The organism is bacterium, assembly GCA_030704665.1.
In the GTDB taxonomy this organism is placed as follows: Bacteria; Patescibacteriota; Microgenomatia; order Woykebacterales; family RBG-16-39-9b; genus JAUYID01.
Map to the genome: position 1 here is coordinate 76,021 of JAUYID010000009.1, position 24,318 is coordinate 100,338.

Genomic DNA, 24,318 nt, shown 5'->3' on the forward strand with positions numbered 1-24,318 from the left:
AAGTCTACTAAAGGTAAAAGAGCTTTGAGACTACTTTTAGTTGAGTACTTAAGATCAAAAGTTGTATAGTGGAGAGGTGGCCGAGTGGATTATGGCGACGGTCTTGAAAACCGTTGTCGGTGCAAGCCGACCGGGGGTTCGAATCCCTCCCTCTCCGCCAAGTACGAAATCAAAGATTTCTACTTGGCTAGAGACGTAGTTTTGCTAGAAAAACAAAACGTACGTCTCGCCAATTATTTTTATATATGGCTGCCAGCTCTAAAGAAGCAAAAATCAAAGAACTGAAGAAAAATCTCTCCGAGCTTCAGGAAAAACTTGAAGAGCTCGAGGAACGGCCAAGAAAAGTTCAGATCAAAGAACTCCACTCCTGGGTTTCACCTAGTCGGATCTACAAAAAAAAGTCGGCTCGTTGGTTTCTCAATCTCGTCTTATTAATTTCAATAATTCTTGTCATCCTACTCTTTTTGAAGGAGTTTATCCTCATGGCAGTAGTACTTTCGTTCGCCTTTTTGACTTACGTCATCAGCGCAGTTGCTCCGGAAAATGTGGAACACAAAATTACCACTCAAGGAATTACGAGTGGGGATCAAAGTTTTCTTTGGGAAGAGCTTTATGACTTCTGGTTTACTAGTAAAGGGGGTTTCCGAATTTTGGTTTTAGATACGCTCTTGCGCTACCCCCGCCAAGTTTTTATTCTGATTCCACAAGAGGAAGAAGAGAAAATAAAAAGCAAAATAGTTGGTTATTTACCCTTTCGCGAAGTACCAGGGGCGACTTGGATGGATCGCTGGGGAGATAAACTTTCGCACCAGTTTCACCATCTTGTCGGCTCTTAAACTTAATTTCCTTCCCTTCATAAGCTATAATCAGAAGCAACTAAATTTACTAGTCCCCATAGCTCAGTTGGATAGAGCGTCAGTTTGCGGAACTGAAGGTCGGGTGTTCGAGTCACCCTGGGGACGCCATTTAAAATAACCTTGGAGGGGTGGCTGAGTGGTTGAAAGCGTCGGTTTCGAAAACCGATGTCCCGGTTTCCGGGACCGGAGGTTCGAATCCTCCTCCCTCCGCCATGTACCATGCGCCCGCTTAGGTACATAGCGACGCCAAGTCCCCGTAGTTCAATGGATAGAACGTCAGTTTCCGGAACTGAAGGTTGAAGGTTCGAGTCCTTTCGGGGACGCCAGTTTCTAAAAACGAGAGAAGGCCTCGAGCATGAAGCGCGAAGCCTTCGAGTCGATCATTCCCCCCTTACTTTATTCGGACCGCTTGGACCACCCGTCGTTGGTCGTAGGTCTTGATCTCATCTTGGTAAGTTCCAGCACAGGTTATCAGAGTCATAGCTTCAAACCATGACGACCGACCGACTACAGAGGCTACATTCAAGGAGTCCAGGGGGTAGGTTTCGTTGGTGAGAACCAGGTAAGTTTCTTGGACACCATCGCGCCAGAGAGTGATCTCATCCCACTTTACCAGCTCGGCCAGTCTCTCGAAGATCGCAGTTGAACCACCATACTCAAGGTGACCGGCTAAAACCACTTGGGTTTGCGCAAAGCCTGAGCTGTAAATCACGATCTCATCAGCTTCTTGAGGGGAGGGCATGATCAGGGCGGGTGGAGTTTCGGTGGCTTCGGCAGTCTCGACGATCAGATCTCGAGGAGTGGTTTGACTTGAAACCCCAAGCTTGGAAATTTCCAAGTAAATCCCAGAAGGTGGGGTCGGAGTTGGGCTTGGTGTCGAGGTTGGGGTCTGTGTTTCTGTTGAAGTCGGGATCGCAGTTGGTGTCAAGGTCGGGGTTGGGATCGGAGTCATGGTTGAGCTTGGTACCGCTGTCAGGCTCGGTGTGGCGGTAGTGCTAGCGGTTGGCAGGGTTTCAATTGGAACATCTTGAGAAGAACTCAATCGAGTCACTTCCCAGGGTGAAAGAAAGTTGAGGATAATAACCAGGACTGCTGCTGCCAGTATGAGGGGAGTTAAAGTGCGGTACTCGGACAAAGTAAGCCTCCTTGCGGGTTGCCTTTTTCCGGATCTCAAGTTCCTGGGAGCGTAGCAAAGTTTAGCAATTCAAAACAGAGGTTTGTTTGGAGTTACAAAGTGATATAATCACCTCTCGATTCTTGTGTTCAGCCGAAATATAATTTTCCTCTCTATGTTTAAATTTGAAGAAAGCGCGGGTGGGATAGTCTACAAAAAAGAAAATTCGCAAATCTATATTTTAGTGACTCAACACTCAGCCCATCACGGTTGGGTTTTTCCCAAGGGTTTGCTTGACAAAGGTGAAGACAAAGCAACCACCGCCTTGCGAGAGGTAAGGGAAGAGGGTGGGGTCGTTGCCAAGATAGTTGAAGAACTAGCCCCGGTTGAGTACTTCTATAAATTTCAGGGTGAAACGATCAAGAAAAAGGTTACTTATTTCCTGATGGAATACGTGAGTGGTAAGATCGAAGATCACGACTGGGAAATGGAGGCGGCGGAATGGTTGCCCTTAGAAAAAGTTGACGAGCGTTTGACCTACAAGACGGATAAACAAGTTTTCCAAAAAGCTCAAGAATTTCTCACAGAAAAAGGTTAAAACAAAGGGGTATTCGAGGCTCGCACTACACGGGAAGGACTTTCTCGTGTTTTCTGCAGTGCGAGCCTCGAGGTTCAAGACCTACGTGTCCTTGGTTGCGAAGGCTGCGTTACTTCGCCACGCGGCGAGCGACGACACCACCAGCAATCAGAACTAGGCTACTGAGTACCAGGGCGATAAGCGTCCACAGCGGGAAGCCGGCACCGTCCTGACCCAGGTAGCCACCATTACCGGCGAAAGCAGTGCTCGAGTTGGAGAACGCCGCCGCCAGTACGATGCCGACTGCTATGGTTGCGAGTCCGATGGTTTTCAGCGAGTGTCGAAAGACCGCACCTCCGATCGTTTCGACGTCTGTTTTCGCGCCGACGCAGCGCTGGTAGATTGAGGCTATCACGATGACCGCGATCAGAAATAGACCGATCTGGACCGGAGTCGGCAGGTTAGCAACGTTGTTGCCTATTCCTAACCAGCTGCCCGTCTCAGTAGCGGTGATCGTTGCTACCTCGCCAAAGTTCACCAATGCCGGTGCGACGATCGTTCTCTCTACGTCCGCCGACATTTCCGCCACGATCGAAGTCGCGGGAGAGACCAGTACCAGGTCCGGTCCGCGAATCGTGGCCTCGTCGCTCGAGAAGCGGCTCGCCAGGCCCCACGCGCCGACCGCGAGGATGAGGGCGAGAGCTCCGAGAGCGATGAAGCGCAACATCCCGTGACTGGGCAAAGCCCGTCCCGTTGTGTTGAGCATACACACCCCTCTCTTCTTGCAACTCCCAATCCTTGGGATCCCAAATGAAGAAAGACCCCCTGGGTCTCGTCTTGTTTTTTCGGTGCTTTTGGTCGAGTACCTTAGTCGCCCTCGGCCGAGTTGACGACGCGATGAGTAGGAAGTTAGCCGCTCAAGGGCCAGTCGACCGCAAGCTTTCACCTCCTTTGTTCCTCCTCAACAATAGTCCCAACGATAATCCTTTTATACCCTCGTTTGCTTGTTTTGTCAATTAAGTTTGAGGTTGTTATATAGATCGCTGCGCGCTCTGAATTACTGCGTGATATAATGCCCCCGACTTCTTGGAGAGGTCGCATAGTGGACTAGTGCACACGCTTGGAAAGCGTGCGTGCCCGCAAGGGTACCGAGGGTTCGAATCCCTCCCTCTCCGCCAATTCCAATAAGAGGGATCGCCAAAAGCGCCATCCCTCCCCTTCCGCCAGTTTATTTTATTGGAGTTAAGAAGCCTTCGTAATTTTGTAGGATAAACTTTACATCTTCTGTAAATTTGTTTGGGTTGTTTGCTAGTTCTTCTTTTAATTCTTCTAAGCTAAAAACTTCGATACCTGAACTTTCACCGTCGGAGAATTTGATCGAACCGTCATAGTAACCAATATAGAATTTGGTCATAAAAGGTTGAACGAAAGTTTGGTTGTTTTCAATTCGTGTGGATTGATAGTTACTTTTGTAATCAACTTCGCGAAACAAACCAACCACCTTTAAGTCAGTTACTCTTACCGCATGATCAAATTCGGGGGGGGTTAAAACAGCAGCCGGAAAGCCGAGTTCCTCAGCACATTCTTTAATGACAGCTATTTCCCAAGTTTGCCTGGCAGCAACATGACCGCCCACTGTTTTGTCATAGAGTCCGGGGTTTTGTGCTTTGATTTTGCTGCGTTTTTGTAAATAAATTCTTCCGTCGGAGTTCATCAACACCAGGCGGATCGACTTTACTTGCTTGGAGATAGAGCCTTTGTTTTTATACTCTTCTTTAATTTCTTGATAAAAAGCTTCTCGATCCATTGATTCAAGAAGATTACCTTGACGGTCAAAAATTTCTAAAGTTTCGTTCATAAAAAGATTTTATCATGTAGAGAGCTTGCGCTGTTATTAGCAATCCTCTAGTATTAGCCTGAAAATGGAAAACCAAGTAGAAGAAGTAAACTCTTGCAGGGACTATTTCCAATTTTATGGATAATCAAATTGAGGAAGTTAAATCAAAAATTGATATCGTTGCTCTGATTTCTGAATCTGTGAGCCTGAAAAAGGCAGGGCGCAACTACAAAGGACTCTGTCCTTTCCACGGTGAGAAAACCCCCTCTTTCATGGTCAGCCCCGAGCGGCAAATTTTCAAATGTTTTGGTTGTGGTGAGGGAGGGGACAGCCTCGCCTTTGTGGAAAAAAATGAGAAGGTTGGGTTTCCCGAGGCTCTAAAAATCCTTGCCAACCGTGCCGGTGTCACTCTTAAGCAAGTGGCTCCTGATCCAGCTGAGAAACTGAAGGAGGAGATTTTCAAAATTAATTCCCTGGCCGCCGAGCTCTATCAATTTTTGCTCACCAAACACAAAAGAGGGCAGAGAGCTCTTGACTATCTCAAAGCGCGCGGAATAAACGAGAAATCGATTAAAGATTTTGGTCTTGGTTACGCTCCTGAGGTAGACAGTTTCGCTTCTGACTACTTCATCAAAAAAGGTTTTAACCCCCGTGATTTGGTTAGCTCGGGGATGATCCTGCCTTCACAGCGGGGCAAAGGTTGGTATGACCGCTTTCGGGCTCGTATCACTTTTCCGATCCGAGATAGCCGCGGGCGAGTGGTGGGTTTTTCGGCGCGGGCGCTCGGAGCCAGTGAACCAAAATACCTGAATTCACCTGATACTCTTGTTTTTAACAAAAGCCAAGCTCTTTTTGGAATCGACCTGGCCCGGGGGCAAATTAGCAAAGAAAAACGCGCCATCTTGGTGGAAGGCAATCTTGATGTAGTTTCTTCTCACCAAATTGGAGTGACCAATGTCGTCGCGCCTCTGGGAACTGCTCTGACCGAGCCCCAACTAGCCACCCTTAAGCGCTTTGCTCCAACTATTATTCTCAGTTTTGATACAGACTCAGCCGGAGTTGCTGCCGCCAAAAGGGGCATTGATCTTGCCGAAAATCAGGGTTTGGAAGTAAAAGTTGCTGACCTGGGGGATGCCAAAGATCCGGATGAATTGATAAAAAAAGACCCCCAGGCCTGGAGAGATTCAATTGAAAAGGCGACTCCAGTTTACGATTTTTTGATTGCCGCGGCGGTTAAACGTTGGTCAGGGGGAGGTGCGGAAGGAAAGAGAAAAGCGATCAACGAGGTCTTGCCCTATCTGAAAAGCCTGACCGACCCGATTTTGAAAGAGCACTATTTGGATCTGGTTTCAGCTCGAGTCGGTACTTCACTCGAAACTTTGCAGAAGTTACTTCTCGGCCAGAACAAAGAAGTGGTCAGGCCCAGTACGGAGATTAAAACTTTAGAAACAACTGAAGCGGGAGTGGAGGAATATTTACTCGCCTTGATTTTGGCTCAAGAAGAAGTTCGGCTCGATATTGATGAAGCTCTTTTCCAGAAATTGGAAAACAGAGACTTGTTTGTTCTGATAAAAAAGACCTTTGAAAGAGAAGGAAAACTGAAGGTGAAGTCTTTTCTGAACAAAGTCCCTGAGGCTTTGGTAAGAAGTTTTGATGAAATCCTTTTGCAGGATGTAGACGAGGGTATGTTGGACAATCCTGATAAACTAAAAAAAGAGATCGAGCTTACCTACAATCGAATTCGTAAAGCTAGGTTTAAAAGAAAACTTGAATTTTTGACCCTGCAGATCAAACAAGCTGAGGCAGCTAAAGACACTGGGAAAGCCAAAGAACTCACCAAGCAGTTTAGTGAGCTTTCAACTCAGCTCTCAGCCCTTGACCAAGTCACTTAGTCTATGATAGATACATAAAGACGCAAAATGGCAAAAACCGATTCCCCGATTCAAGAAATTATCAGCAAAGGACGTGAGCAAGGATTCGTCACTCAGGACGAAATTCTGGCCGCCTTTCCTGAAGCAGAAAGCAACGTTGAAGCTCTTGACGAGCTTTACACTCGCTTGGCGGAAGAGGGAGTGGATGTTTTCGAGGTTGGTGAAGACTCGGAAAGTAAACCAAGTGAGCTAGAAAAAGAGCTTGAAGTTCTGACCACCATTTCCGACGGACAAATCACCGACCCGGTGCGGATGTATTTGAAAGAAATTGGTCGTATCCCTCTGCTGACAGCAGCCGAGGAAAGTGATCTGGCCCAAAGAGTGGAAAAGGGGGAGAAAAAAGCTAAAGAAAGACTGATTAATTCCAACCTAAGACTAGTGGTTTCCATTGCTAAAAAATACGTTGGTCGAGGGCTGACCTTGCTCGACCTTATTGAGGAAGGAAATATCGGTTTGATGCGGGCAGTTGAGAAATTCGACTGGCGCAAAGGTTTTAAATTTTCTACTTACGCAACCTGGTGGATCAGACAGGCGATCACTCGCGCGATTGCCGATCAGGCGCGAACGATTCGTATCCCCGTCCACATGGTGGAAACGATCAACCGCTTCATCCGTACTTCCCGCAAACTGATGCAAGAACTCGGCCGAGAGCCAACGCCGGAGGAAGTCGCCAAAGAAATGGGTATTGAGCCTGAAAAAGTCCGTGAGATCATCAAAGTTTCTCAAGAACCAACTAGTCTTGAAGCTCCGGTTGGAGAAGAAAAAGATTCGACTCTGGGCGATTTCATTCCAGATGAAGAAATCCGACCCGAAGACCAAGCTAGTGCCGAGCTTCTCAAAGCCCACCTCGCCGAAGTGCTTGACACTCTCAACGACCGCGAAAAGAAAGTTTTGAAGCTGCGCTTTGGACTTGAAGATGGCCGGCAAAGAACACTAGAAGAAGTCGGCAAAGAATTTGGTGTCACTCGGGAACGTATCCGCCAGATCGAAGCTAAAGCTTTGCGCAAACTGCGTCACCCTACGCGCTCCAAGAAACTCAAGGATTATCTCGAATAAGTTAGTTGCCACTGCCGGGTGAGAGACCCTTCAAATCTTCAGTATGACAATCGAACTTGTCTACTACTACCGAATTTTAGTAGAATGCAATTCTATATCGACCAAGCCGTTGCTTCTGAGAAGCTTAAAAATTTATTATTGCGGTCGATATTTCTCAAACCTTAAGAATTGTAGTTTTAAAGGTTGCTTTTAAAAATGGGATCTAGATTTCTTTCCAACACTCACGGAGCAGTTTCTTATGAGGCGATGATTGAAAAAATCGCTGCTTACATTCGTCAGGATACCAATTACACTTACCAATTGATTGTGGGAACTGATTCCGAAGCTAAAGGTAAAGAAGCAGACTTTGTTTCTGCAGTTGTCGTCCACCGGCTCGGTAAAGGTGGGATTTACTTTTGGCAAAAAGAAAACATAAAAAACATTTACCATATCGCTGACCGAATTGGCCGTGAGACTCAGTACTCCCTCGAACTAGCTTGGAAACTGCGGGAGACTTTTCGTCACAATGGACTAGCCGGAATTGAACCAGAGGTTCATCTTGACGTCGGTGAAAATGGTCTGACCCGGGATATGATCAAATGGGTGACGGGTATGGTCCTTGGTAGTGGTTTTAAATTTAAGATCAAGCCGGACAGCTATGGTGCAAGCAAAGTCGCCGATCGCTACACTTAAAAATATGATGGAAAACTCTCCAGAAATTGGTCCGCACTCGCAAATAGACTCAACTTTAGAAAAGATACGCAGCAACACTTCGGATGAAGAACGCGGTGGGGTAATTCTTTTTGAACAAGAAAAAACACCAGCAGAAAAAAGGGCCAATGAAATTTACGATAGTTTGAGTCTTACTTTGGGGGAAATTGCTGAAGAAGCTGCTGCCCAAAGTAAAAAAGGTCAGCACGGACGAGAAGCAGAAATTGTTTTGAATGAAATTCTTGAAGTGACAAACGTAACTAACGCTTTTTCCAAAGGAGAGGTTGAGTTTGAAAGAAACACTAGTCATGAAGCTGAGGCCACAGCTAGAGGAGACAAAATATATTCCTACAGGTCTAATGGAGCGCTGATTGGGTTGAAAGAGTATGACGTTGATCTGATGATTCGACCGGCGGCCTTTGAAAGAATCGCCGAAGTAGGAAGAAATGTTCAATTTGAAGATGACCGCGAGCAAAGATTGGCTTTGCGGATTCATCCCCGCCAGGCGATGGGCTCGGATATTCTCGTTCGTATCGATCCAGAGGATGAAATTCAATTTGATATTCAAGCTGATTGGGTTGATCTGCTAGATTTTTCTGCAGCCGGACAAAAAGCCGGACACCATTTCTCTAGTGGGCTGAAGTACGCAGATTCTCGCGCTAGCTTTCGTGAAGTTCTTGAAACAATTAATACGAAAGTAAAGGTTCGGGGAGCGGAAAGTTTGCGCACAGCCGCCTAGGGTTGAAATAGAGCCTGGTTTGTGTATAATATCCCAGCATCATTCCTCCTGCCCGCAGACGCTAAAGCGTCAGCTTTTGCAGGCGGGCGGTAGCGTAGTAACATTAAGTTGTGACAAGGTTCTTCTACACTTACGTTTTAAGAAGTCTGAAGGATGGTGATTTGTACGTTGGCTGGACCGACGATTTAAAGTTAAGGTTGGAGAAGCACAACAAAGGCTTGGTAAGGACAACTAAAAGCAGAAGGCCTTTTGAACTAGTATACTTCGAAGCCGGCTTGTCAAAGCAAAAAGCTGTAAGCAGAGAAAAGAGTTTAAAAACTGGTTTCGGAAGGAAGTTTTTAAAGGTTAGAATTTAATTCATTCCTCGGTAGCTCAATGGTAGAGCGGCTCCCTGTTAAGGAGATGGTTGTAGGTTCGAATCCTACCCGAGGAGCCAGATAGGATTTGGGGTCACAGAGACTCCATTTTCGTTTGTTGTAGCAGCTTCTTTTTCAGGTTCGAACATTTCACCAATGTCAGGACTCTTTTTTATGGCTTCCTCAATCAGTCTGTAAGGTTTTTTCACCTCTAGCGAGATAAGTTTATCTTTTAGTATTGGGTTCGAACCAAGACCAGCCAAAATAATCCTTTTCTTTTCCAAACTGCCGTTTTCTAACCAGTAGGGTGCGTTTCTTGCAAAGTCGAAGTCTTTCTCTGCTTTTGTCATCCAATTCTCGACACTTTGATTTGTCTCTTTAAGTTTTTGTTCTAGTGACTTTTTATCTTTAAGTAGGGAAGTTTTTCGTTCCAAATACTCACTATCGGAAATAAGTTCCCCAGCCACGTTCTTAGGTGAAATCTTGAGTTTGAGTAGGTTATCAAGTTCGGTGAGAACGTCCTTGTGAGCCTCTTTGAGCGAGGCAGAGACGCTATTTCTTGTGTTCACTTCTACATCAGTCTCTTTGTTCAATTCTTCAATCGCCCAGTCTTGGAAAGCCTGTGAAATTTGTATTCGCTTTAGCTTGTCACTAAGTTGTTCTTCAAGTTTACTTACTTCAACACTTCTTTGAGTGCAGTTAGGATTTTTCCTTTTTGTGCAGTGGTAGTAAATGTAGTGCAAGATTTTAGGATTTACCATAGCCTCGATTAGAATTTTACACTTTGGGCAGTCTGTCTTTCCGTTAGCAACGAATTTGAGTTTGCAAGATGGGCAAATAATTTGCCACTTTTCCTCAGCAGTTATAACAGCGTTACATTCCCCGCAATTCATGAGACCTGTATAAGCAAATTCGTGGGTTTTAGCTCTTGGTCGTCCTTTCCTTCCCAAAAGCATCTGTACCCTTTCAAATTCTTCTTTAGTTATCATCTTCTCGTGCTTGCCGTCATACCAAACACCACTTCCTTTGGGGAACTCATAGCTACCATAATAGAAAGTATCTCGAAAAACTTCGTAAATTCTGCTTTTGGCCATGGGGTTCCCACCAATTCTTTTATGTTTGGGAGTTCTGTATCCCCATTCGTTATTTAGTTTGTCTAATATCTGGGGTGGTGTATAAGCACCAGTCAGCATTAATTCCCAAGCTTTTTTAATCAAAGGGAACCTTGTCGGGTCACTTTGGACAGTCTTATTACCCTTTTCTGCATATTTATCGTTCATGTAACCTGGTTTGGCACCAGTGGGAAGTTGACCCATCCCTGCCTTAGTTCTAAGACCGCGTTTTACATCAACACTTAATTTAGAGGAAGAGTATTGAGAATGAGATAAGGCACTTTGAAGCATCATTATTCCCTCAGGAGAGTTATCGAAATAGTAAGAACCGAACTTTAGGTCTTTAATTACTCCAGTTCTAACTAGGTAAGTGATGGTTGCCGCGTCAATCTCGTTGCGTGATAGTCTGTCTGGGTGCCATGCGATAATTCCATCCGCTTGTCCAGATTTGATAAGTTCAATCATCTCTGCAAACTTGGGGCGGTTGTCTGGGATGAAGGCACTTTTTGACTCTTCAAGGTCAATGGTGGTAGGGTGCAAATCAGGAAACTTCCTTTCAAGCTCAAGTCTTTGAGATTCGTTTGAAAGAGCCTGCCTTTCGTCTTGTTCTGATGATTTTCTTCTATACTCGATATATTGCATAACTTAAATGGCCACCCTGGTTGAACTCAGATTCCTTGCGGTTTCTGTCCAAGATGGCCATTAAAAAACCACAAGATTCCTGAGTTCATTGTAATTATCTCATATACAAATGCAAAAATAAACATCATATAGGCTTAGTGAATGTTTCAACAGCTTCTTCTAATCTATCGTCCTCTTTCCAACCATTTTCTGCCAAAATTGAATCTGCTAATTTCATATCTTCTATTGTAAAGCTGCTTGACTTACCACCTTCCTCCCACATTTTTTGATATTCTTCATCACTTCTTAAAGAACTAGAAGCCTTAGAAGAACTAAAAGCAGAAACCTCTTTTTGAGGCAATTCCTGTTTTACTAGCGAAACAAATTGTTCTGTAGGTGAAACTATCTGTTTCACTGGTGAAATGTTTTGTTGCACTACTGAAAGATTGATTTCATACTCACTTCTTCCAGTTCTAGTAATAAGACCCTTTTGCAAAAGCGTCTTTAAGTTGTTATTAACCTTAGTAGCAGACCATTCAGATTTTGGCAATAGTGCAGCTAAACCACGATTAGTTGCTTCCACTTTCCCATAAGTTTCTTGATTACCTTCAAACCAAGCATAAAGAGAGACTAATAATGACCAAAGTCTAAATTCTGGGTCTGTTAGAGATAAGTCTCTGGCCACTAAGTGCCTTTTACGTGATAGTCTTTCAAAACCACTACCATTAAGCCTTTTTAGCAGATCCATGCTTACCCCCATTTGGTATTGGCTCAACAATCTCCCTCATTAAAGCCAAGAAATCAGTAGCCACATCAGCTGCTTCTTGATCAGAAAGTTCTGACCCAAACTCAAGTTTGTAGATATTTTTGAATTTTTCTAAGGCATTTTTACTGATCATTGGCTAAAAACTCTCCAACTAAAAACTCCAGGCTCACGAGAGATAAACCTGGAGATTCTAGCCCTCGTGACTTTTTAGCCACAAAAAAAGTGGCTGGTACATAAATTCATCAAATTCATGTGCCAACCACTGAGGCTGGGCGAGAGATAAGCTCTCGTCTTAACTAACTATAAGTATAACACGTCATTAAATGTTTGAGATGAGTTCCAAAGGTTTAACTCCAAGTGCTTTAGCCAGTTTAACAATTGTTCTGAGAGTTGTATTTCTTCTACCCATCTCAATTTCATTGACTGAAGTCAGATCCATACCAATTTCGAACGCTAGTTTCTCTTGAGATAAACCTTTATTTTCTCTGAGTTCTCGAACTTTGCCCCCAAATTGTGAGAGGAAATTTTCACTCATGATTATTGTATTTATGCCAAATGGTTGGTATAATGTCTTTGGCATTTATGCCAAACTAATATGAGACTTAAAATACTTCTAGTTATTTTAGGTTCTCTGCTTCTTGCCTCTGGAACCTATTTAGGAATAAATAAACTCAAACCACAACAAAAGGAACAAAGTTCTGTCGCTGTTGTTGTGGAGAATAAAGTAGCCACTAAATCTGCTGACCTAGCACAAGAAATGAAGAAAGAAGATCCAAAACAACCAGGAAAAGTAAAGGGATCTAGTACCAAAACAAACCCACCAGCCCCTTACCAGCCCTCGCAGGAACTAGTAGGCTACCTACAACCTTTAACCCAAGGTTTGGAGGTAGAAGCTCAAACTTCTACTGAAAATCCCAACTCTAACGAAACAAAAGACTGCACACCAATAACTCAACCTGGTACTTGGCAAGACGGCGTGGGAGTAACTGTAACCATTGATCCTTGTACAAACATAAAACAGGATCAGCCTTTAATTAACCCTTAGTGTCGGACATAAAATGGAATGGTTTAACAAACTTACAAATCCTCAATTTGAAGCTAAAATAGAAGAACCTTCAGTCGAGCCTAACGAGCCTGAACAGGTAGTGGGCGTTAGAGATTTGAAGGGTGATGAAGGTAATACTAGTAATATGATGATATGGGGTGCTCCTTGGTGGCATTGGCTGGTTGGCTTAATAGTTTTTATACCTTTTCTACTTCTTATAAATCTAGTGGAGCGTTTAAATCTGAATGAGAGCATAAAATTGTTGCTTTTAGTACCTGGGTCTGTGATTGTTTTTGGTATTTATGGTTTTATTACCCACGAGATTATTAAGAAGTTTTCAAAAAAGTAGGTTTATTCCTTTTCCTTTGGGATAATTCGCCAGGCGAATAATCTTTCTTTAGTAAAGAAAACCTCCTACTTTTTTCCTTTGAGATAGTGTGCCAGGCACATAATCTTTCCGTGTTTGCCTGGCGAGAGGTTGATGAGGTTTAACCTGCAAAAGACTTTGCAGGTTGCTTTGTATTCTTTTAAAAGCTTTAGCCTTATCAATGTCCTTTCAGAACCAAATTGGCTTAAATTTAGAAGCTTGCAATGTTTTTTGCAAGCTCTGCTGGCATGAAACAGTTTAAGATAATTTTAAAAAAATTTACGTACAGGGGAGGGAGTAGAGGTCTCGATCCTAAAAGTTGTAATTAGCCTTAACTTTTCGTCAAAATGTTGACTTTTGTTAGTCTTTGTAAATTAATGTAAAGCTCAATCCAAACCAATTTCCTTGAACTTCTTATTTAAAATGTCGCTGATGTGCTTTTTTTGAAGCAGTTGCCAGGCAACCTGTCTTGGGTTTTTAGTAGCGTAGCCTGATCTTCTAACAGACTGAGCACCGCTCCCCAAACTCTCAAAATAAAATTTAACAAACAAACGTTCTTTTATAGTCAAAATAAAACTCCTTTATTCATTTAACTAGCAATTAAAGTCTCGCTCTTTAGCTTCTATCATGCTAAAATTCAACCTACTCATGGCATCAACTTTAGAGGATAAAAGTAAAGAAGAGCTAATAGGTATTATAAAACATCTAAAAAAGCGAAAGAAGTTTGGTTTGGTCTGGGAAGAAAAGCCAGAGGATGTTGTTGAGCAGTGCAAAAAAGAGCTACCAGTCCTTGAAGAAGTTAAAGACAAAACTATCGCTGAGGATTCAAACGGCCCTACAAATCTCCTTATTGAAGGTGATAATTACCATTCTTTATCAGTACTAAACTATACTCACGCTGGGAAAATAGATGTGATTTATATAGACCCGCCTTACAATACAGGTGCACGTGATTGGAAATACAACAACCACTTCGTAGATTCCAATGATACCTACAGACATAGTAAGTGGGTTGCTATGATGCATAAGCGTCTAATACTTGCAAAAAACTTACTTAAACAAGATGGGGTTTTAATTGTCACCATTGATGACAATGAATTTAGTTCCCTCGGCCTTCTTTTAGATGAGATATTTCCCAATAAAGTTAGGACGACAGTTGTTATCAAATATAATCCAGCTGGTACTGCAAGAAGCGGGTTTTCCAGATGTCACGAGTATGCCATATACCTACTAAACCCAGGCCAAGAAATCAACAAAAAACCTGCCCCTCCCGATATTAGAAGTAGAAATTTACGCCGAAATGGTAATAACTCCGACAGATCAGACAGTCCTACTATGTTTTACCCAATATATGTAGATAAGACCACACTTAAAGTCATTGGAGTTGGAGAAGCTCCAGGTAATGATTTTCATCCCGAAAAACAGACATTTGAGCACAACGATCGTTATGAAGTTTGGCCACTAGATGAAAATAACAAGGAAAAAAACTGGTATTACAGTAGGAAAAGAGTGGAGGACAAAGGTAGTGAAGAATTAGTTGGTCGAGTTGTAAAGGAGAAAGTCCATCTTTATTTTTCTACTAGTAATAACTCTGAACAAAAATACCAAACAGTTTGGACGGGAAGCGAATATGACGCTGGGGCTTATGGAAGCAGCTTGGTTAAAGAAATAATTGATACAAAATTTCCTTTTCCCAAATCCCTATATGCCGTACGAGATTGCATAAAATCAGTAATTAAGTCTAAAGAAGCTATAGTTTTAGATTTTTTTGCAGGGTCGGGAACAACAGGACACGCGACTATGCTTCTTAATAAGGAAGATGGCGGTAACCGCCAGTTTATTTTATGCACTAATAATGAAAACGGGATAGCCGAGGAGATCACATATCCAAGAATAAAGAACACAATTTCAGGTTATTCTAACATAGAAGGTATTCCCGCTAATTTACGTTATTTCAAAACCTCTTTTGTATCCAAATCTAAAGTTTCTGACGACACTCGTAGAGAATTAGTTAAGCGTAGTTCTGAAATGATTTGTGTGAGAGAAAATACATTTGAGGAGACTGTAGATACATCAAGTTTCAAGATCTACAAAGATTCCGAACATTTAACGGGCATTCTCTTTGATTTAAACTCTATAGATGACTTCAAAAAAACTGTAAGAGAGCAAAAGTTACCTGCTAATATATACGTGTTTTCACTTACTAACGATACGTATGACGAGGATTTTGAAGATTTAGGAATTGATCACAATCTCTGCCCGATACCAGAAAGCATACTTGAAGTTTATAGAAAAGTATTTAGGAGAAAATAATGACACTAAAAAGCTACCAAAAAACTGCCGTGGATAAACTACTAAAGATAAGTAATAAGCTCCTGAAAAAAGATGGCCAAAGAGTTTGCGTCTTAAAAGCACCAACAGGTTCAGGTAAGACTATTATGATCGCTGACTTTTTGAAACAGCTTGCCGCTGAACAGCTGCCCAATTCGTATGCCTTTATTTGGGTGAGTGGTAACAACCTACACAAACAAAGTAGAGATAAGCTCGAAAGATACCTTAATCCAAGCCGCTACACCTTCTCTTACCTCGAAGAGATTCAGAACAGTGAGATAAAAGAAAACGAGATTGTCTTTGTTAACTGGCATAGCTTGACCAAACAAGATAGAACTACAGGTGAATACACCAACGTTTTTATGAGGGACAATGAAACCGATCAAAATCTTCGAACCTTTGTTAAAAACACTAAGGAAAATGGGTTACAAATTATACTGATAGTTGATGAAAGTCACTATCATTACTGGTCACTAAAATCTCAGCAGCTTGTCCAAGAGGTTATTGGCCCTAAATTGACACTAGAGGTTTCTGCTACACCAAAACTAGAACCTTCCAGAGATGAGATTGATCATGATGAAGCGGGGTATGTCTCCGTTCGTTTTGATGACGTAATCGCAGAAGGAATGATTAAAAGCGAAGTGATAATCAACAAAGAGATCGGTAAATACTCGGAATTTTCTAACGCTGCTGATGAAGCGATCCTTTCAGCTGCTTTGGAAGAGCGTCAGGAATTGGCTAAGCTGTACGAAGAAAGAAAGTCTGACATCAATCCTCTGATGTTAATTCAACTTCCGAGTGAAAGTGAATCAACAAGCAGCCTTGATAAAACTAAGCTTGAGTTTGTGGAAAGTTTTCTCAAAGAAAAGCACAATATTACAGTTGAAAATGGTTTGCTTGGAATTTGGTTGTCTGAGAGAAAAGATCATGTAGATAATATCTCTGATCCAGATAGTAGCGTACAAGTTTTGATCTTTAAGCAAGCGATTGCATTAGGATGGGATTGCCCAAGAGCACAAGTACTTGTTATGTTCAGAGAAATAAAGAGTGTTACCTTTGAAATACAGACTGTTGGGCGAATACTTAGAACACCAGAGGCGAAGCACTACGAGGAGGATCAACTAAATAAGGCTTACGTTTACACAAATCTTGAAAAACTACATATTGCCCAAGACAAAGAAAGTCAGTCGTTTTTCCAGGTTTACCCTGCACATAGAACAGCAAAATATTCGAAAATCGAATTACCCTCTACATATCTAAGTCGTATTGACTATGGTGATCTTACTCTGAGTTTTAGAAAACTATTTCTCGAAGAGGCTAATAAGTATTTTGGCGTTTCAGAAAACGACATGCCTAGTGGAGCGAAGAAAAAGGCTGATGTAAAACTCGATCTTCTTCCTAGCGAATTAAAACAACCAGTTATCTCTGATACAGTTATTCAAGATATTGATGATCCTGAAAGTATTCTTGGGCCTATTGTTAACTTCCCTGTTCCTGAGGATGATTTGAAATACAAGTTTGAATACTTTGCTAAAGCCCGTTCTGTTCCTTATGCTCCTGTTCGCTCTCACACAAAAATTCAACAAGCGATTTATGATTGGTTTGACGATTACTTAGGTTACAAAGATTCAAGCAGAATTGAAATCCAGCGTATTGTAGTATGTTCTGAAAATAACCAAAAGATTTTCAAGGAAATAATTGAGACTGCAAAGGATCGCTTCAAGGAAGTTAATAAAAAGGAGAAACAAGCTAAACAGCCTGAAAAAGCAGTTGTTTGGGACGTTCCAGCCCTTCAGTACTTCAATGAGCTTTATGAGGCCATAGAAACCTCTAACTACTCTCAAGAACCATGTTACGTACAGAAAGGCCGATCAGCTCCTGAAAAAGAATTTGAAGATGAAATTAAAAAAAGTAAGACGATTGATTGGTGGTATAAAAACGGCACCAACAAGGAAAGCTTTTTCGCCTTACCTTATCAGCATCCAATCAAGGACACTAAACAAAGTTTCTACCCAGACTTTATCATTCACTTCAAAGATGGTTCTACAGGAATTTATGACACAAAGAGTGAAGCTACAGCGGAAAGTACTGAAACAGCAGCAAAATCAGACGCTTTGTATGCTTATCTAAAAGAACTCAATTCAAAGGGGTTTAAAGTCAAAGGAGGGATCGTTAATGTGAAACCCTCTGGAATGTTTATTTACGAGGCTAAGAAGTATAGTACTGATCCTAATTCCCCTGGTTGGCATAGAGCGGAAATCTAAGACACTACCGAAACCTGCTATAGAAACTCTTTGGTTAAAAAGCTTAGTCTTTTAGATCAAATTTAGAATAAAGCCAGCTAAAAATCTCTTCCACCTTTGTCCGAGTACTTTTAGACAAAGTTATTTTACTCGAATCGGTCTCAACATCCTCAAGAAAAACCCTTGAAACAAGCTCTTTCTTGCCTTTTACCAACTCTGAGTTGGATTTACTAACTTTAGTTGGGTAGCTTTCCTTTAGAATAAATTTATAAAAATCCTTGGGATCAAAAATATCTTCAATTCCCATACAATCCTTTATTTTCTTGATACTTTCTCCAGCAACGGTATCGTTGTCCTCGAAAAACTCCTTTTTAAGCTGATTGTAAGCTTTTCTACCCGAGTCTCTATCATCGTCAAAAACAGCTTTAAAAGGATAACCCCAGCCTAATAAAACACTCGCTACATTGGCAATATTATTAACTCCGCAAGCGGGAATGAAGCAAAGTTTGTCGTCTTTGTCTAAAAGCTTCTGAAAAGCTGAAAGATAATAATGGTCGCTTATACCTTCAACCAGAACGTTAAGTCTAAGATTCGGATCTAACAAAGAGTGAGAGGCACTGAGTCCCATCGCTGTCACAATAGGCGAGAGGGCATCCATTCCACCTTTATGCTTTCTCCCACTAAATTGGGCGACAGTTTCAACCTTTGTACAAAAATCTTTTTCATTAGTTACCAAGCGTATTCTAGCAAACTCCTTGCCAACTACCCCGATAAGATTTGGGTTGTGTGTCGTGTAGATAATTTGTGCACCTTTGGAAGCTATTTCGTTCAAAACTTTCTTAACATCTTTTTGGGCCCTTTCATGCAAACCTTGACCAGGCTCATCAATAAGTATCACCAGATTTTTTATTGAGGATTCCTCGACCCCTAAAGCTCTTAACCTTAAATTAAACGCACTAAACCATTGAAAACCCTGGCTTTTTTGCTCCATATAAAGAGGGTCGCCATCATTTCGGTCAATTAAGAACTGAATTTTTGGTGATGTTTCGTGCGGAAGTATTTTTACCTTAAAGTTGTAACGTCCATTTTCCTCAAGCTGTTGCGACCAATAAGTGTTTAGATCATCACTAGCTTCTTTTTCCAACCTACTTTCTTCTCTGTTGACTGCTCTTGCATCCTTTCCAGCTATATCGGAGAAATTTGCTTTAAAAACTGCTTGAAAGTCCATTACAGCCTGGTGATTGCTAATATCAGCGACAGGTACTTCTCCAGGAAGAAGATCCCTAAAGGAATCATAAAAGACGAATTTTCTCATTTCAATTACCAAATCTTTTAAAAGACCTTCCAAGGTAGTTATACTCGCTTTGTTTGCTACCTCTTGCCCTTCAGTCTCTGGTGCTGGATTATCATCAACTACGAAAAAACTAGCTAATTGCTCAGAATCCTTACTTTCAAATTCAATGTCACCCACGTTTCTTCTAACAAATGTTATTTTTGGATTCTTGGTCAGAAATGATCTTAACTTCTGATTCTCTGTTTCGTTGAAAATATTTTCTATATCCCAATCTTCCAGCAGAAAGGTGCAAGTTACTTCTGGATCCTGCCCTTGCCTTCTTAAAAGACGTTCAAAGTCTGGTTGCGGGCCGTTTCGAAAAAAGTCCAGGGATTCTATAATTGCACTTTTACCAGCCTCGTTTTGTCCTGCCAGAATAGTGATGTTATCTTTCTCAGGTAGCTCGCAGAATCCAGTATCAACTATAGATTTAAAATTTTTAATTTGAAATGCTGCTAATCTCATTTATTGCTTTCATTTTGGCAAACAAAAAACTGCCACTTGGGACAGTTCTTGATCAAGTATAGTCTAAGCCACAGTAGGTTTCAAGCTAGGGATCGGTCACCAATTCGACATCCAATAGCTTTTGCCACTTTTCTCCAAACCTTGTTTCAAGGCTATTTTTAAGGCTGTGGAGAACATCAGCTGCTCCATACAAATGTATGGTTACTTCTTCGCCAGTTAACATCAGACCCGCTTTGTCTGTTAGAGCAACCTTACGAAGGACTAGTAGGTTGGGGTCGGTGCTGCTTTTGAATTTTGGCATTCCGTCCGACCACCACGTACCACTAGGGTTTGACGAAATCTTTATTATTCCTTGTTCTACGGCTTCTTTTAAAGTAGTCGACATACAATTCTTTTATCACGTGAACGTTTAGTAGTCAACCAAGCGTACTGTGGTAAATAAATGACCTACCTGTTTTAGAAAAATTATTGTCGCACTGGTGAGGCAGTTTCCCAGCTCGAATTTTTATCAAAAGAGGGTGTATGGAGGGTCAATCTTAAAAAGGTTTGGAGAGAGTCCTGCCTTGTTTAAGAATAGATGTAATAGTTTCTAACATCGTCTATCAAGGAGAGCCATAAAAAAGCTTCTGATCGCAAGGACGGAAGTTTATTTCTTTCTTCTAGTTTGATTCGATCCTCGAATCCTTGTTTTTGCAAAGCAAAAAATGGGCGCTAAGCGATCATATAGAACGAGTGGTCGCAGGAAACTTTAGTTTCCTACCCCCGGAGCCATTACCTCAAGCTGTCTTCAGCGCAGGATCCTAACAAAGTGGATCCTATAGTATTTGACTTTTCAAGCTAACTCTGCTATACTTTCAGCTAATAAATCTCATTATTTTTCCCTCAATTCTTGTCGCTAAATCTGCTTTCAAACTGTTTGAATGTAGACAGAGCGGTAAGAGTTTACACCGACCTTGAGTCGGAGGGAGGCGAGAAATGACGTCCGTATTATCCTGGTTGTTTGGTAGCAAAACCAAGCAAGCACCGGCGGTTCAGCCACAGAGGCCAGAAAACCCTCTGCTGAACCGACTCCGCGGTATCACCCCAGGGGTACAGGAGGTGCAGAAGTCGCAGCAGTCCGAGGTGGGCAAACAGCGATTCCTCACGGAGTTAGACGAAGTCAAGGAGATCGTGGAGGGCCTCGAAGGCAAGATGATCGAAGCCGCCAACGAAGGGCGAGACTATATCGACGTCTACAGGTCTAATTCACGAAGCCCAGAGGGTCTGCGAGGTTTGTCTCGTGCCGTCTTCGACTACTTGGAACGAGAGGGCTTTAATCCGATCATCTGGGAGACGTATGACACACTCGGATCTTACAACCTAATTGCAGTTAGATGGTGATCACAAAAAGACCACCCGAATTAGTGCCCGTTAGAAGCACTCTGGTCGCTGCATACCTGTTCCCTAAGAAGAACAAAATGCAGCAAGTCCTTAAGATAATCATAAACTGGTTAATTTAAGACAACAAACTAGCTGAAAGGTTAGTTTTTTGTTGGTAAAAAGTTCCAACATTCTTCATAAACACATTTATTTTCAGTATATTTGAAAACGTGCTAAAAGAACCTACTGAAGTAACTCAAAAAGCACAAAAGACAGATAGAAAAGAATTAGAACAACGCCTTCCGCTCGTGTGATTCCTTGCTTAGATTTGGAAAATAGGTAAAAGAGCACTAATCCCAAAGCTATGAACAAAAAAGTCATTAAGTAGCCGTCTTTGGTCAGAACTTCCCCGTTGTGAAGCAAGGTAAAAACTCCAAAGAGTAAGGTATTGGCTGCTGCCGAACCAACATAATCGCCAAAAACAATATCTTTTTTACCTAAAATCACTCCTTTTACCGCTAGACTAAGCTCAGGTAAATTAGTTCCGATTGAAAGGAAAATTAAACTGATCACGAAAGGTGAGATATTAAAGAAGTTAGAGAAGTAAAGAGTCTTGTCCAAGATTATATTACTGGCAAAGAAGACAATCACAATCCCACCAATCAGTTTGGCAATGTCGGTTAGGAGAGTCGTGTTTGGTTTTAAGTTATCAACCATGTCCTCAAAGTTCTCGATCACGCCTTTTCTTCTTTCGACCAAAATGATTAAAAATAGGTAGAGTAGAATCAAAATAACTCCTTCAAGATTGGATACCCGAGCGTCGCTGACAAAGAGTGCCGGAGCTGCAATGACCGCGAGGGCTATCACTAAATTCCTGCCTTCAAACTGGTGAGTTAGTCTAATCCCGTTATTCAAGACAGCTAGCAGAGGTATTACCAGTAAAAAGATAACCACGACACCACCAAGCAGGTTCCCGACAAAAATATCAGGCTTTCCCTCTAGGACTGCCCCTAAACCGACTGAAAATTCTGGTATTGAAGTAAGCAAACCTAAAACAAGAAAAGAAAAGGCGAAAGGAGATAGTTTTACTCGTTTAGAGTATTTATCAACCGCTGAAATTATTAAACCAGCACCAAACCAAATTAGACCGAAGGAAGCTAGATAAATGAAAAGGTTTAGGAACGCCATCAACTAGAGTTTATCGTTTTGTTCTTTGTTCCACAAACCAGTAAACCACCAAACCTAAACGAGGGAGGTAAGACTGCCCTGTTGTTGTTAAAAAGTTCCAACCCTTCGATGAACTCAGGACAGGCATACTCGACCAGGGCGAGATGTTGATCCCCTTTTTAGCGGTCGCCAGGCGAGGCGTGTCTTTTATATTGACCGGGATGGTAAAATTACCAAGATGAAAAATAGAAATCTATGGTTAGTTGTTGCCGCAGGAGTAGTTTTGGTTGGCTTGTTCTACTACCTACAACCAAAATCTGAAAACAAAAGTCAAAACCCCAGCAACCAAAGTGAAGAACAAAAGACATCCCCAAAAACTTTTGAGTGGACGATACAAGGAAAGAAACTGCTATCAGGGCAAGAAACTCTGAAGGTGACCGAAGGTGAGGAAGTCAGTCTCAAAGTAAGCGCAGACGAAGCCGACGAGCTCCACCTCCACGGCTATGATGTTGCAGTGGACCTAGAGCCGGGCGAGACAGTAGAACTAAAAGTAAAAGCAGACAAAACTGGTAGGTTTGTAATTGAGCTTGAGGAAGCCAAAGTTGACCTTGGGGCTTTGGAAGTAAGTCCTAAATGAAACTCTCTTTGAGTCTAGCGGTCTTCCTCGCCTTTCTTTTTCTCCCCTCACCTGTCTTGGCCCACGGCTTTGGTCAAAAATTCAGCCTTCCCCTTCCCTTTTGGATGTATTTATTTGCTTCTGGTGTGGTCGTGGTTGTCTCTTTTGTTCTTCTCTCCTTTTTTGCTTCGACCAAAAAAGATATCAAACCTGTCAAGACCTGGGCCGCCCTGCCCGGTTGGTTCATCAGCTTGCTTCGTTACCTGTTTCTAGCCCTATTTCTGCTGCTTCTCGCAACCGGACTTTTTGGTAACCAACTCCCGGGGGACAATTTTAGCGTCATTTTTTTCTGGATTCTTTGGACAGTGGGTCTTTTCTATCTTTTTTCTTTTCTGGGAAATTTGTGGCAGTATATGAATCCTTGGCAGAGCTTGTTTTTGGGGTTCAAAAAACTCTTTCCGGACTACCAACCGCCCCTAAAACTAGCCTCCAAAGTTGCTTTGTGGCCAGCGGTCTTATTTTTTGTTGCTTACATCTGGATCCAAAATGTCTTGATAGTTTTCAACCCGGCGGACATGGCCCTGCTTCTTGGCGCTTACTCTCTGCTTACCCTCTCGGCTGCCTATCTTTTTGGGGAGGAGTGGTTTGCGAAAGGGGAATTTTTCACGGTTCTTTATCAGACCGTTTCCACTTTCTCTCCATTTAAATACCAGAGTAAAAAGACTGAGGTCTACACACCGGCAATTCGTCTGACCAACGAACTTACTAGAAACTTTAGTTTGGTAGTTTTTATATTGTTTATGCTGGCGGGGGTTACTTTTGACGGAGTCAAAGAAACTCCTACCTATTTTGGAATAAGGGACTATTTAGCTTCAAACTTCAATTTTCACGTAGCTTCAAGGCTGTTCCACACTATTGCCCTGCTCCTCCTTTTTGTTGGATTTTTTACAGCCTACTATTTTTTTAACTTTCTAGTCAGCCGTCTCACCAAGCTAGATTTGAAAAAAACCGGACTTTATTTTGTGACTTCCCTGGTCCCGATTGCGGTTGGCTATGAGCTAGCCCACTTTTCTTCGCTCCTATTGATTCAGGGCCAAGACATAATCAGAGTGGTAGGAGATCCTTTTGCGTTTGGTTGGAACAGTCTTGGAACAGAGGGCTTTCGACCAATACTTTTTGTGAATGCGAAATTCTTCTGGTATTTTCAGATAGTTAGTATTATTGCCGGACACATCGCCGGTGTCTACGTAGCTCACAAAATTGCCCTTTCTTACCTTGGTAAAAGACAAGCCTTTATAAGCCAGTTTCCAATGCTTTTCTTGATGATTCTCTTCACCATTTTCAGCCTCTGGGTGATCTCTCAGCCACTAGTAGTGCAATAGCGAGCCATAAAAACTGGGTAAATGACCACACAATTAGGTAATTTTCGCCTGCTATAGTATAATGTCATGAATGAAAGGAGGTACACCTAGGTTTAATTAAAAAATCTATCAAAAAATTATGAACGGAACAATTAAAACAAAAACTGATAAGGGCTATGGATTTATTGCCCGTGACGGAGAAGAAAAAGATCTTTTCTTTCACTCAAATGATTTGAGTGGGGTTAGTTTTGACGAGCTTCAACCCGGAGCTGCGGTCAGCTTCGATGTCGTCGACGGTGATAAAGGTCCAAGCGCGAAAAACGTAAAACCTGCCTAAATCAGCTACTAAGTTTTACTTAGAACAAAGAGCTAGCC

25 protein-coding genes and 6 tRNA genes are annotated in these 24,318 nt (G+C 42.2%); 21 read left to right on the forward strand and 10 right to left on the reverse strand.

Annotated elements, in window-relative coordinates; all coding sequences use genetic code 11:
* Positions 1 to 70 precede the first annotated feature (70 nt).
* From Q8P13_00565 to Q8P13_00585, 5 genes are all read left to right on the forward strand, one after another.
* Positions 71 to 160, forward strand: a tRNA-Ser gene (locus Q8P13_00565).
* Positions 161 to 245: 85 nt separating this feature from the next.
* Positions 246 to 836, forward strand: a complete 591-nt coding sequence (locus Q8P13_00570) for a hypothetical protein (protein MDP2670950.1) — start codon at positions 246 to 248, stop codon at positions 834 to 836.
* 52 nt (positions 837 to 888) lie between these two features.
* A tRNA-Arg gene (locus tag Q8P13_00575) sits at positions 889 to 965 on the forward strand.
* Positions 966 to 979: 14 nt separating this feature from the next.
* A tRNA-Ser gene (locus Q8P13_00580) sits at positions 980 to 1,070 on the forward strand.
* A gap of 37 nt (positions 1,071 to 1,107) precedes the next feature.
* Positions 1,108 to 1,183 (forward strand) — tRNA-Arg (locus Q8P13_00585).
* 65 nt (positions 1,184 to 1,248) lie between these two features.
* On the opposite strand, the gene Q8P13_00590 is transcribed toward Q8P13_00585, so the two are convergent.
* On the reverse strand, positions 1,249 to 1,992 hold the full coding sequence (locus Q8P13_00590) for a class F sortase (GenBank protein ID MDP2670951.1): 744 nt from the start codon (positions 1,990 to 1,992) through the stop codon (positions 1,249 to 1,251).
* A gap of 154 nt (positions 1,993 to 2,146) precedes the next feature.
* Here Q8P13_00590 and Q8P13_00595 point away from each other — a divergent pair, with 154 nt between their 5' ends.
* Positions 2,147 to 2,569 carry an NUDIX domain-containing protein gene (locus Q8P13_00595; GenBank protein ID MDP2670952.1) on the forward strand — a complete coding sequence of 141 codons (423 nt, stop codon included), beginning with the start codon at positions 2,147 to 2,149 and terminating at the stop codon, positions 2,567 to 2,569.
* A gap of 109 nt (positions 2,570 to 2,678) precedes the next feature.
* On the opposite strand, the gene Q8P13_00600 is transcribed toward Q8P13_00595, so the two are convergent.
* A complete protein-coding gene (locus Q8P13_00600; protein ID MDP2670953.1) occupies positions 2,679 to 3,314 on the reverse strand; it encodes a hypothetical protein in 636 nt (211 codons plus the stop codon).
* A 322-nt stretch (positions 3,315 to 3,636) separates the two neighbouring features.
* Here Q8P13_00600 and Q8P13_00605 point away from each other — a divergent pair.
* A tRNA-Ser gene (locus Q8P13_00605) sits at positions 3,637 to 3,726 on the forward strand.
* A 50-nt stretch (positions 3,727 to 3,776) separates the two neighbouring features.
* On the opposite strand, the gene Q8P13_00610 is transcribed toward Q8P13_00605, so the two are convergent.
* Positions 3,777 to 4,406: an NUDIX domain-containing protein gene (locus Q8P13_00610; GenBank protein ID MDP2670954.1), complete on the reverse strand. Its 630-nt coding sequence runs from the start codon at positions 4,404 to 4,406 to the stop codon at positions 3,777 to 3,779.
* A 116-nt stretch (positions 4,407 to 4,522) separates the two neighbouring features.
* Here Q8P13_00610 and dnaG point away from each other — a divergent pair, with 116 nt between their 5' ends.
* The 6 genes from dnaG (at position 4,523) to Q8P13_00640 (ending at position 9,237) form a co-directional block, all read left to right on the forward strand.
* Positions 4,523 to 6,277 (forward strand): DNA primase, encoded by a 1,755-nt coding sequence (dnaG, locus tag Q8P13_00615; protein MDP2670955.1) that lies wholly within the window; start codon positions 4,523 to 4,525, stop codon positions 6,275 to 6,277.
* Positions 6,278 to 6,304: 27 nt separating this feature from the next.
* Positions 6,305 to 7,372: an RNA polymerase sigma factor RpoD gene (gene rpoD, locus Q8P13_00620; protein MDP2670956.1), complete on the forward strand. Its 1,068-nt coding sequence runs from the start codon at positions 6,305 to 6,307 to the stop codon at positions 7,370 to 7,372.
* Positions 7,373 to 7,567: 195 nt separating this feature from the next.
* Positions 7,568 to 8,044: a ribonuclease H-like YkuK family protein gene (locus Q8P13_00625; protein ID MDP2670957.1), complete on the forward strand. Its 477-nt coding sequence runs from the start codon at positions 7,568 to 7,570 to the stop codon at positions 8,042 to 8,044.
* 4 nt (positions 8,045 to 8,048) lie between these two features.
* Positions 8,049 to 8,801, forward strand: coding sequence for a hypothetical protein (locus Q8P13_00630; GenBank protein ID MDP2670958.1), 753 nt, complete (start codon positions 8,049 to 8,051; stop codon positions 8,799 to 8,801).
* Positions 8,802 to 8,911: 110 nt separating this feature from the next.
* Complete coding sequence (locus Q8P13_00635; GenBank protein ID MDP2670959.1) at positions 8,912 to 9,157, forward strand: GIY-YIG nuclease family protein; 246 nt, start codon at positions 8,912 to 8,914, stop codon at positions 9,155 to 9,157.
* 5 nt (positions 9,158 to 9,162) lie between these two features.
* Positions 9,163 to 9,237: transfer RNA gene (locus Q8P13_00640), tRNA-Asn, on the forward strand.
* On the opposite strand, the gene Q8P13_00645 is transcribed toward Q8P13_00640, so the two are convergent.
* The 4 genes from Q8P13_00645 to Q8P13_00660 all read right to left on the reverse strand — a co-directional run bounded on the left by Q8P13_00645 (position 9,223) and on the right by Q8P13_00660 (position 12,191).
* Positions 9,223 to 10,911: a recombinase family protein gene (locus Q8P13_00645; GenBank protein MDP2670960.1), complete on the reverse strand. Its 1,689-nt coding sequence runs from the start codon at positions 10,909 to 10,911 to the stop codon at positions 9,223 to 9,225. The two genes, Q8P13_00640 and Q8P13_00645, sit on opposite strands and share 15 nt — an antisense overlap.
* 124 nt (positions 10,912 to 11,035) lie before the next feature.
* On the reverse strand, positions 11,036 to 11,638 hold the full coding sequence (locus Q8P13_00650; GenBank protein MDP2670961.1) for a hypothetical protein: 603 nt from the start codon (positions 11,636 to 11,638) through the stop codon (positions 11,036 to 11,038).
* The gene (locus Q8P13_00655) at positions 11,616 to 11,789 is read right to left on the reverse strand and encodes a hypothetical protein (GenBank protein MDP2670962.1); all 174 of its coding nucleotides are present in this window, start codon (positions 11,787 to 11,789) and stop codon (positions 11,616 to 11,618) included. The genes Q8P13_00650 and Q8P13_00655 overlap by 23 nt, the downstream gene beginning before the upstream one ends.
* 186 nt (positions 11,790 to 11,975) lie before the next feature.
* Entirely contained in the window at positions 11,976 to 12,191 is a 216-nt protein-coding gene (locus Q8P13_00660) for a helix-turn-helix transcriptional regulator (GenBank protein MDP2670963.1), read from the reverse strand.
* A gap of 60 nt (positions 12,192 to 12,251) precedes the next feature.
* Here Q8P13_00660 and Q8P13_00665 point away from each other — a divergent pair, with 60 nt between their 5' ends.
* The 4 genes from Q8P13_00665 to Q8P13_00680 all read left to right on the forward strand — a co-directional run bounded on the left by Q8P13_00665 (position 12,252) and on the right by Q8P13_00680 (position 17,663).
* Positions 12,252 to 12,701 (forward strand): hypothetical protein, encoded by a 450-nt coding sequence (locus Q8P13_00665; protein ID MDP2670964.1) that lies wholly within the window; start codon positions 12,252 to 12,254, stop codon positions 12,699 to 12,701.
* A gap of 13 nt (positions 12,702 to 12,714) precedes the next feature.
* Positions 12,715 to 13,050 carry a hypothetical protein gene (locus Q8P13_00670; protein ID MDP2670965.1) on the forward strand — a complete coding sequence of 112 codons (336 nt, stop codon included), beginning with the start codon at positions 12,715 to 12,717 and terminating at the stop codon, positions 13,048 to 13,050.
* Between the two features lie 666 nt (positions 13,051 to 13,716).
* Positions 13,717 to 15,381: a site-specific DNA-methyltransferase gene (locus tag Q8P13_00675; GenBank protein MDP2670966.1), complete on the forward strand. Its 1,665-nt coding sequence runs from the start codon at positions 13,717 to 13,719 to the stop codon at positions 15,379 to 15,381.
* Positions 15,381 to 17,663, forward strand: coding sequence for a DEAD/DEAH box helicase family protein (locus Q8P13_00680; protein ID MDP2670967.1), 2,283 nt, complete (start codon positions 15,381 to 15,383; stop codon positions 17,661 to 17,663). Before Q8P13_00675 ends, Q8P13_00680 begins: the two co-directional genes overlap by 1 nt.
* A 43-nt stretch (positions 17,664 to 17,706) precedes the next feature.
* Here the strand turns inward: Q8P13_00680 and Q8P13_00685 are convergent, their stop codons facing one another.
* Both Q8P13_00685 and Q8P13_00690 read right to left on the reverse strand, forming a co-directional pair.
* Positions 17,707 to 19,440, reverse strand: a complete 1,734-nt coding sequence (locus Q8P13_00685; protein ID MDP2670968.1) for an ATP-binding protein — start codon at positions 19,438 to 19,440, stop codon at positions 17,707 to 17,709.
* Between the two features lie 85 nt (positions 19,441 to 19,525).
* Positions 19,526 to 19,825 carry a hypothetical protein gene (locus Q8P13_00690; protein MDP2670969.1) on the reverse strand — a complete coding sequence of 100 codons (300 nt, stop codon included), beginning with the start codon at positions 19,823 to 19,825 and terminating at the stop codon, positions 19,526 to 19,528.
* A 590-nt stretch (positions 19,826 to 20,415) separates the two neighbouring features.
* Between Q8P13_00690 and Q8P13_00695 the strand changes: the two genes are divergently transcribed.
* A complete protein-coding gene (locus Q8P13_00695) occupies positions 20,416 to 20,820 on the forward strand; it encodes a hypothetical protein (protein ID MDP2670970.1) in 405 nt (134 codons plus the stop codon).
* Between the two features lie 222 nt (positions 20,821 to 21,042).
* On the opposite strand, the gene Q8P13_00700 is transcribed toward Q8P13_00695, so the two are convergent.
* Positions 21,043 to 21,987: a hypothetical protein gene (locus Q8P13_00700; protein ID MDP2670971.1), complete on the reverse strand. Its 945-nt coding sequence runs from the start codon at positions 21,985 to 21,987 to the stop codon at positions 21,043 to 21,045.
* Between the two features lie 217 nt (positions 21,988 to 22,204).
* On the opposite strand from Q8P13_00700, the gene Q8P13_00705 reads away from it, so the two are divergent.
* From Q8P13_00705 to Q8P13_00715, 3 genes are all read left to right on the forward strand, one after another.
* Positions 22,205 to 22,603, forward strand: a complete 399-nt coding sequence (locus tag Q8P13_00705; GenBank protein MDP2670972.1) for a hypothetical protein — start codon at positions 22,205 to 22,207, stop codon at positions 22,601 to 22,603.
* Entirely contained in the window at positions 22,600 to 23,964 is a 1,365-nt protein-coding gene (locus Q8P13_00710; GenBank protein ID MDP2670973.1) for a hypothetical protein, read from the forward strand. Before Q8P13_00705 ends, Q8P13_00710 begins: the two co-directional genes overlap by 4 nt.
* 115 nt (positions 23,965 to 24,079) lie before the next feature.
* Positions 24,080 to 24,280: a cold shock domain-containing protein gene (locus Q8P13_00715; protein ID MDP2670974.1), complete on the forward strand. Its 201-nt coding sequence runs from the start codon at positions 24,080 to 24,082 to the stop codon at positions 24,278 to 24,280.
* Positions 24,281 to 24,318: the final 38 nt, after the last annotated feature.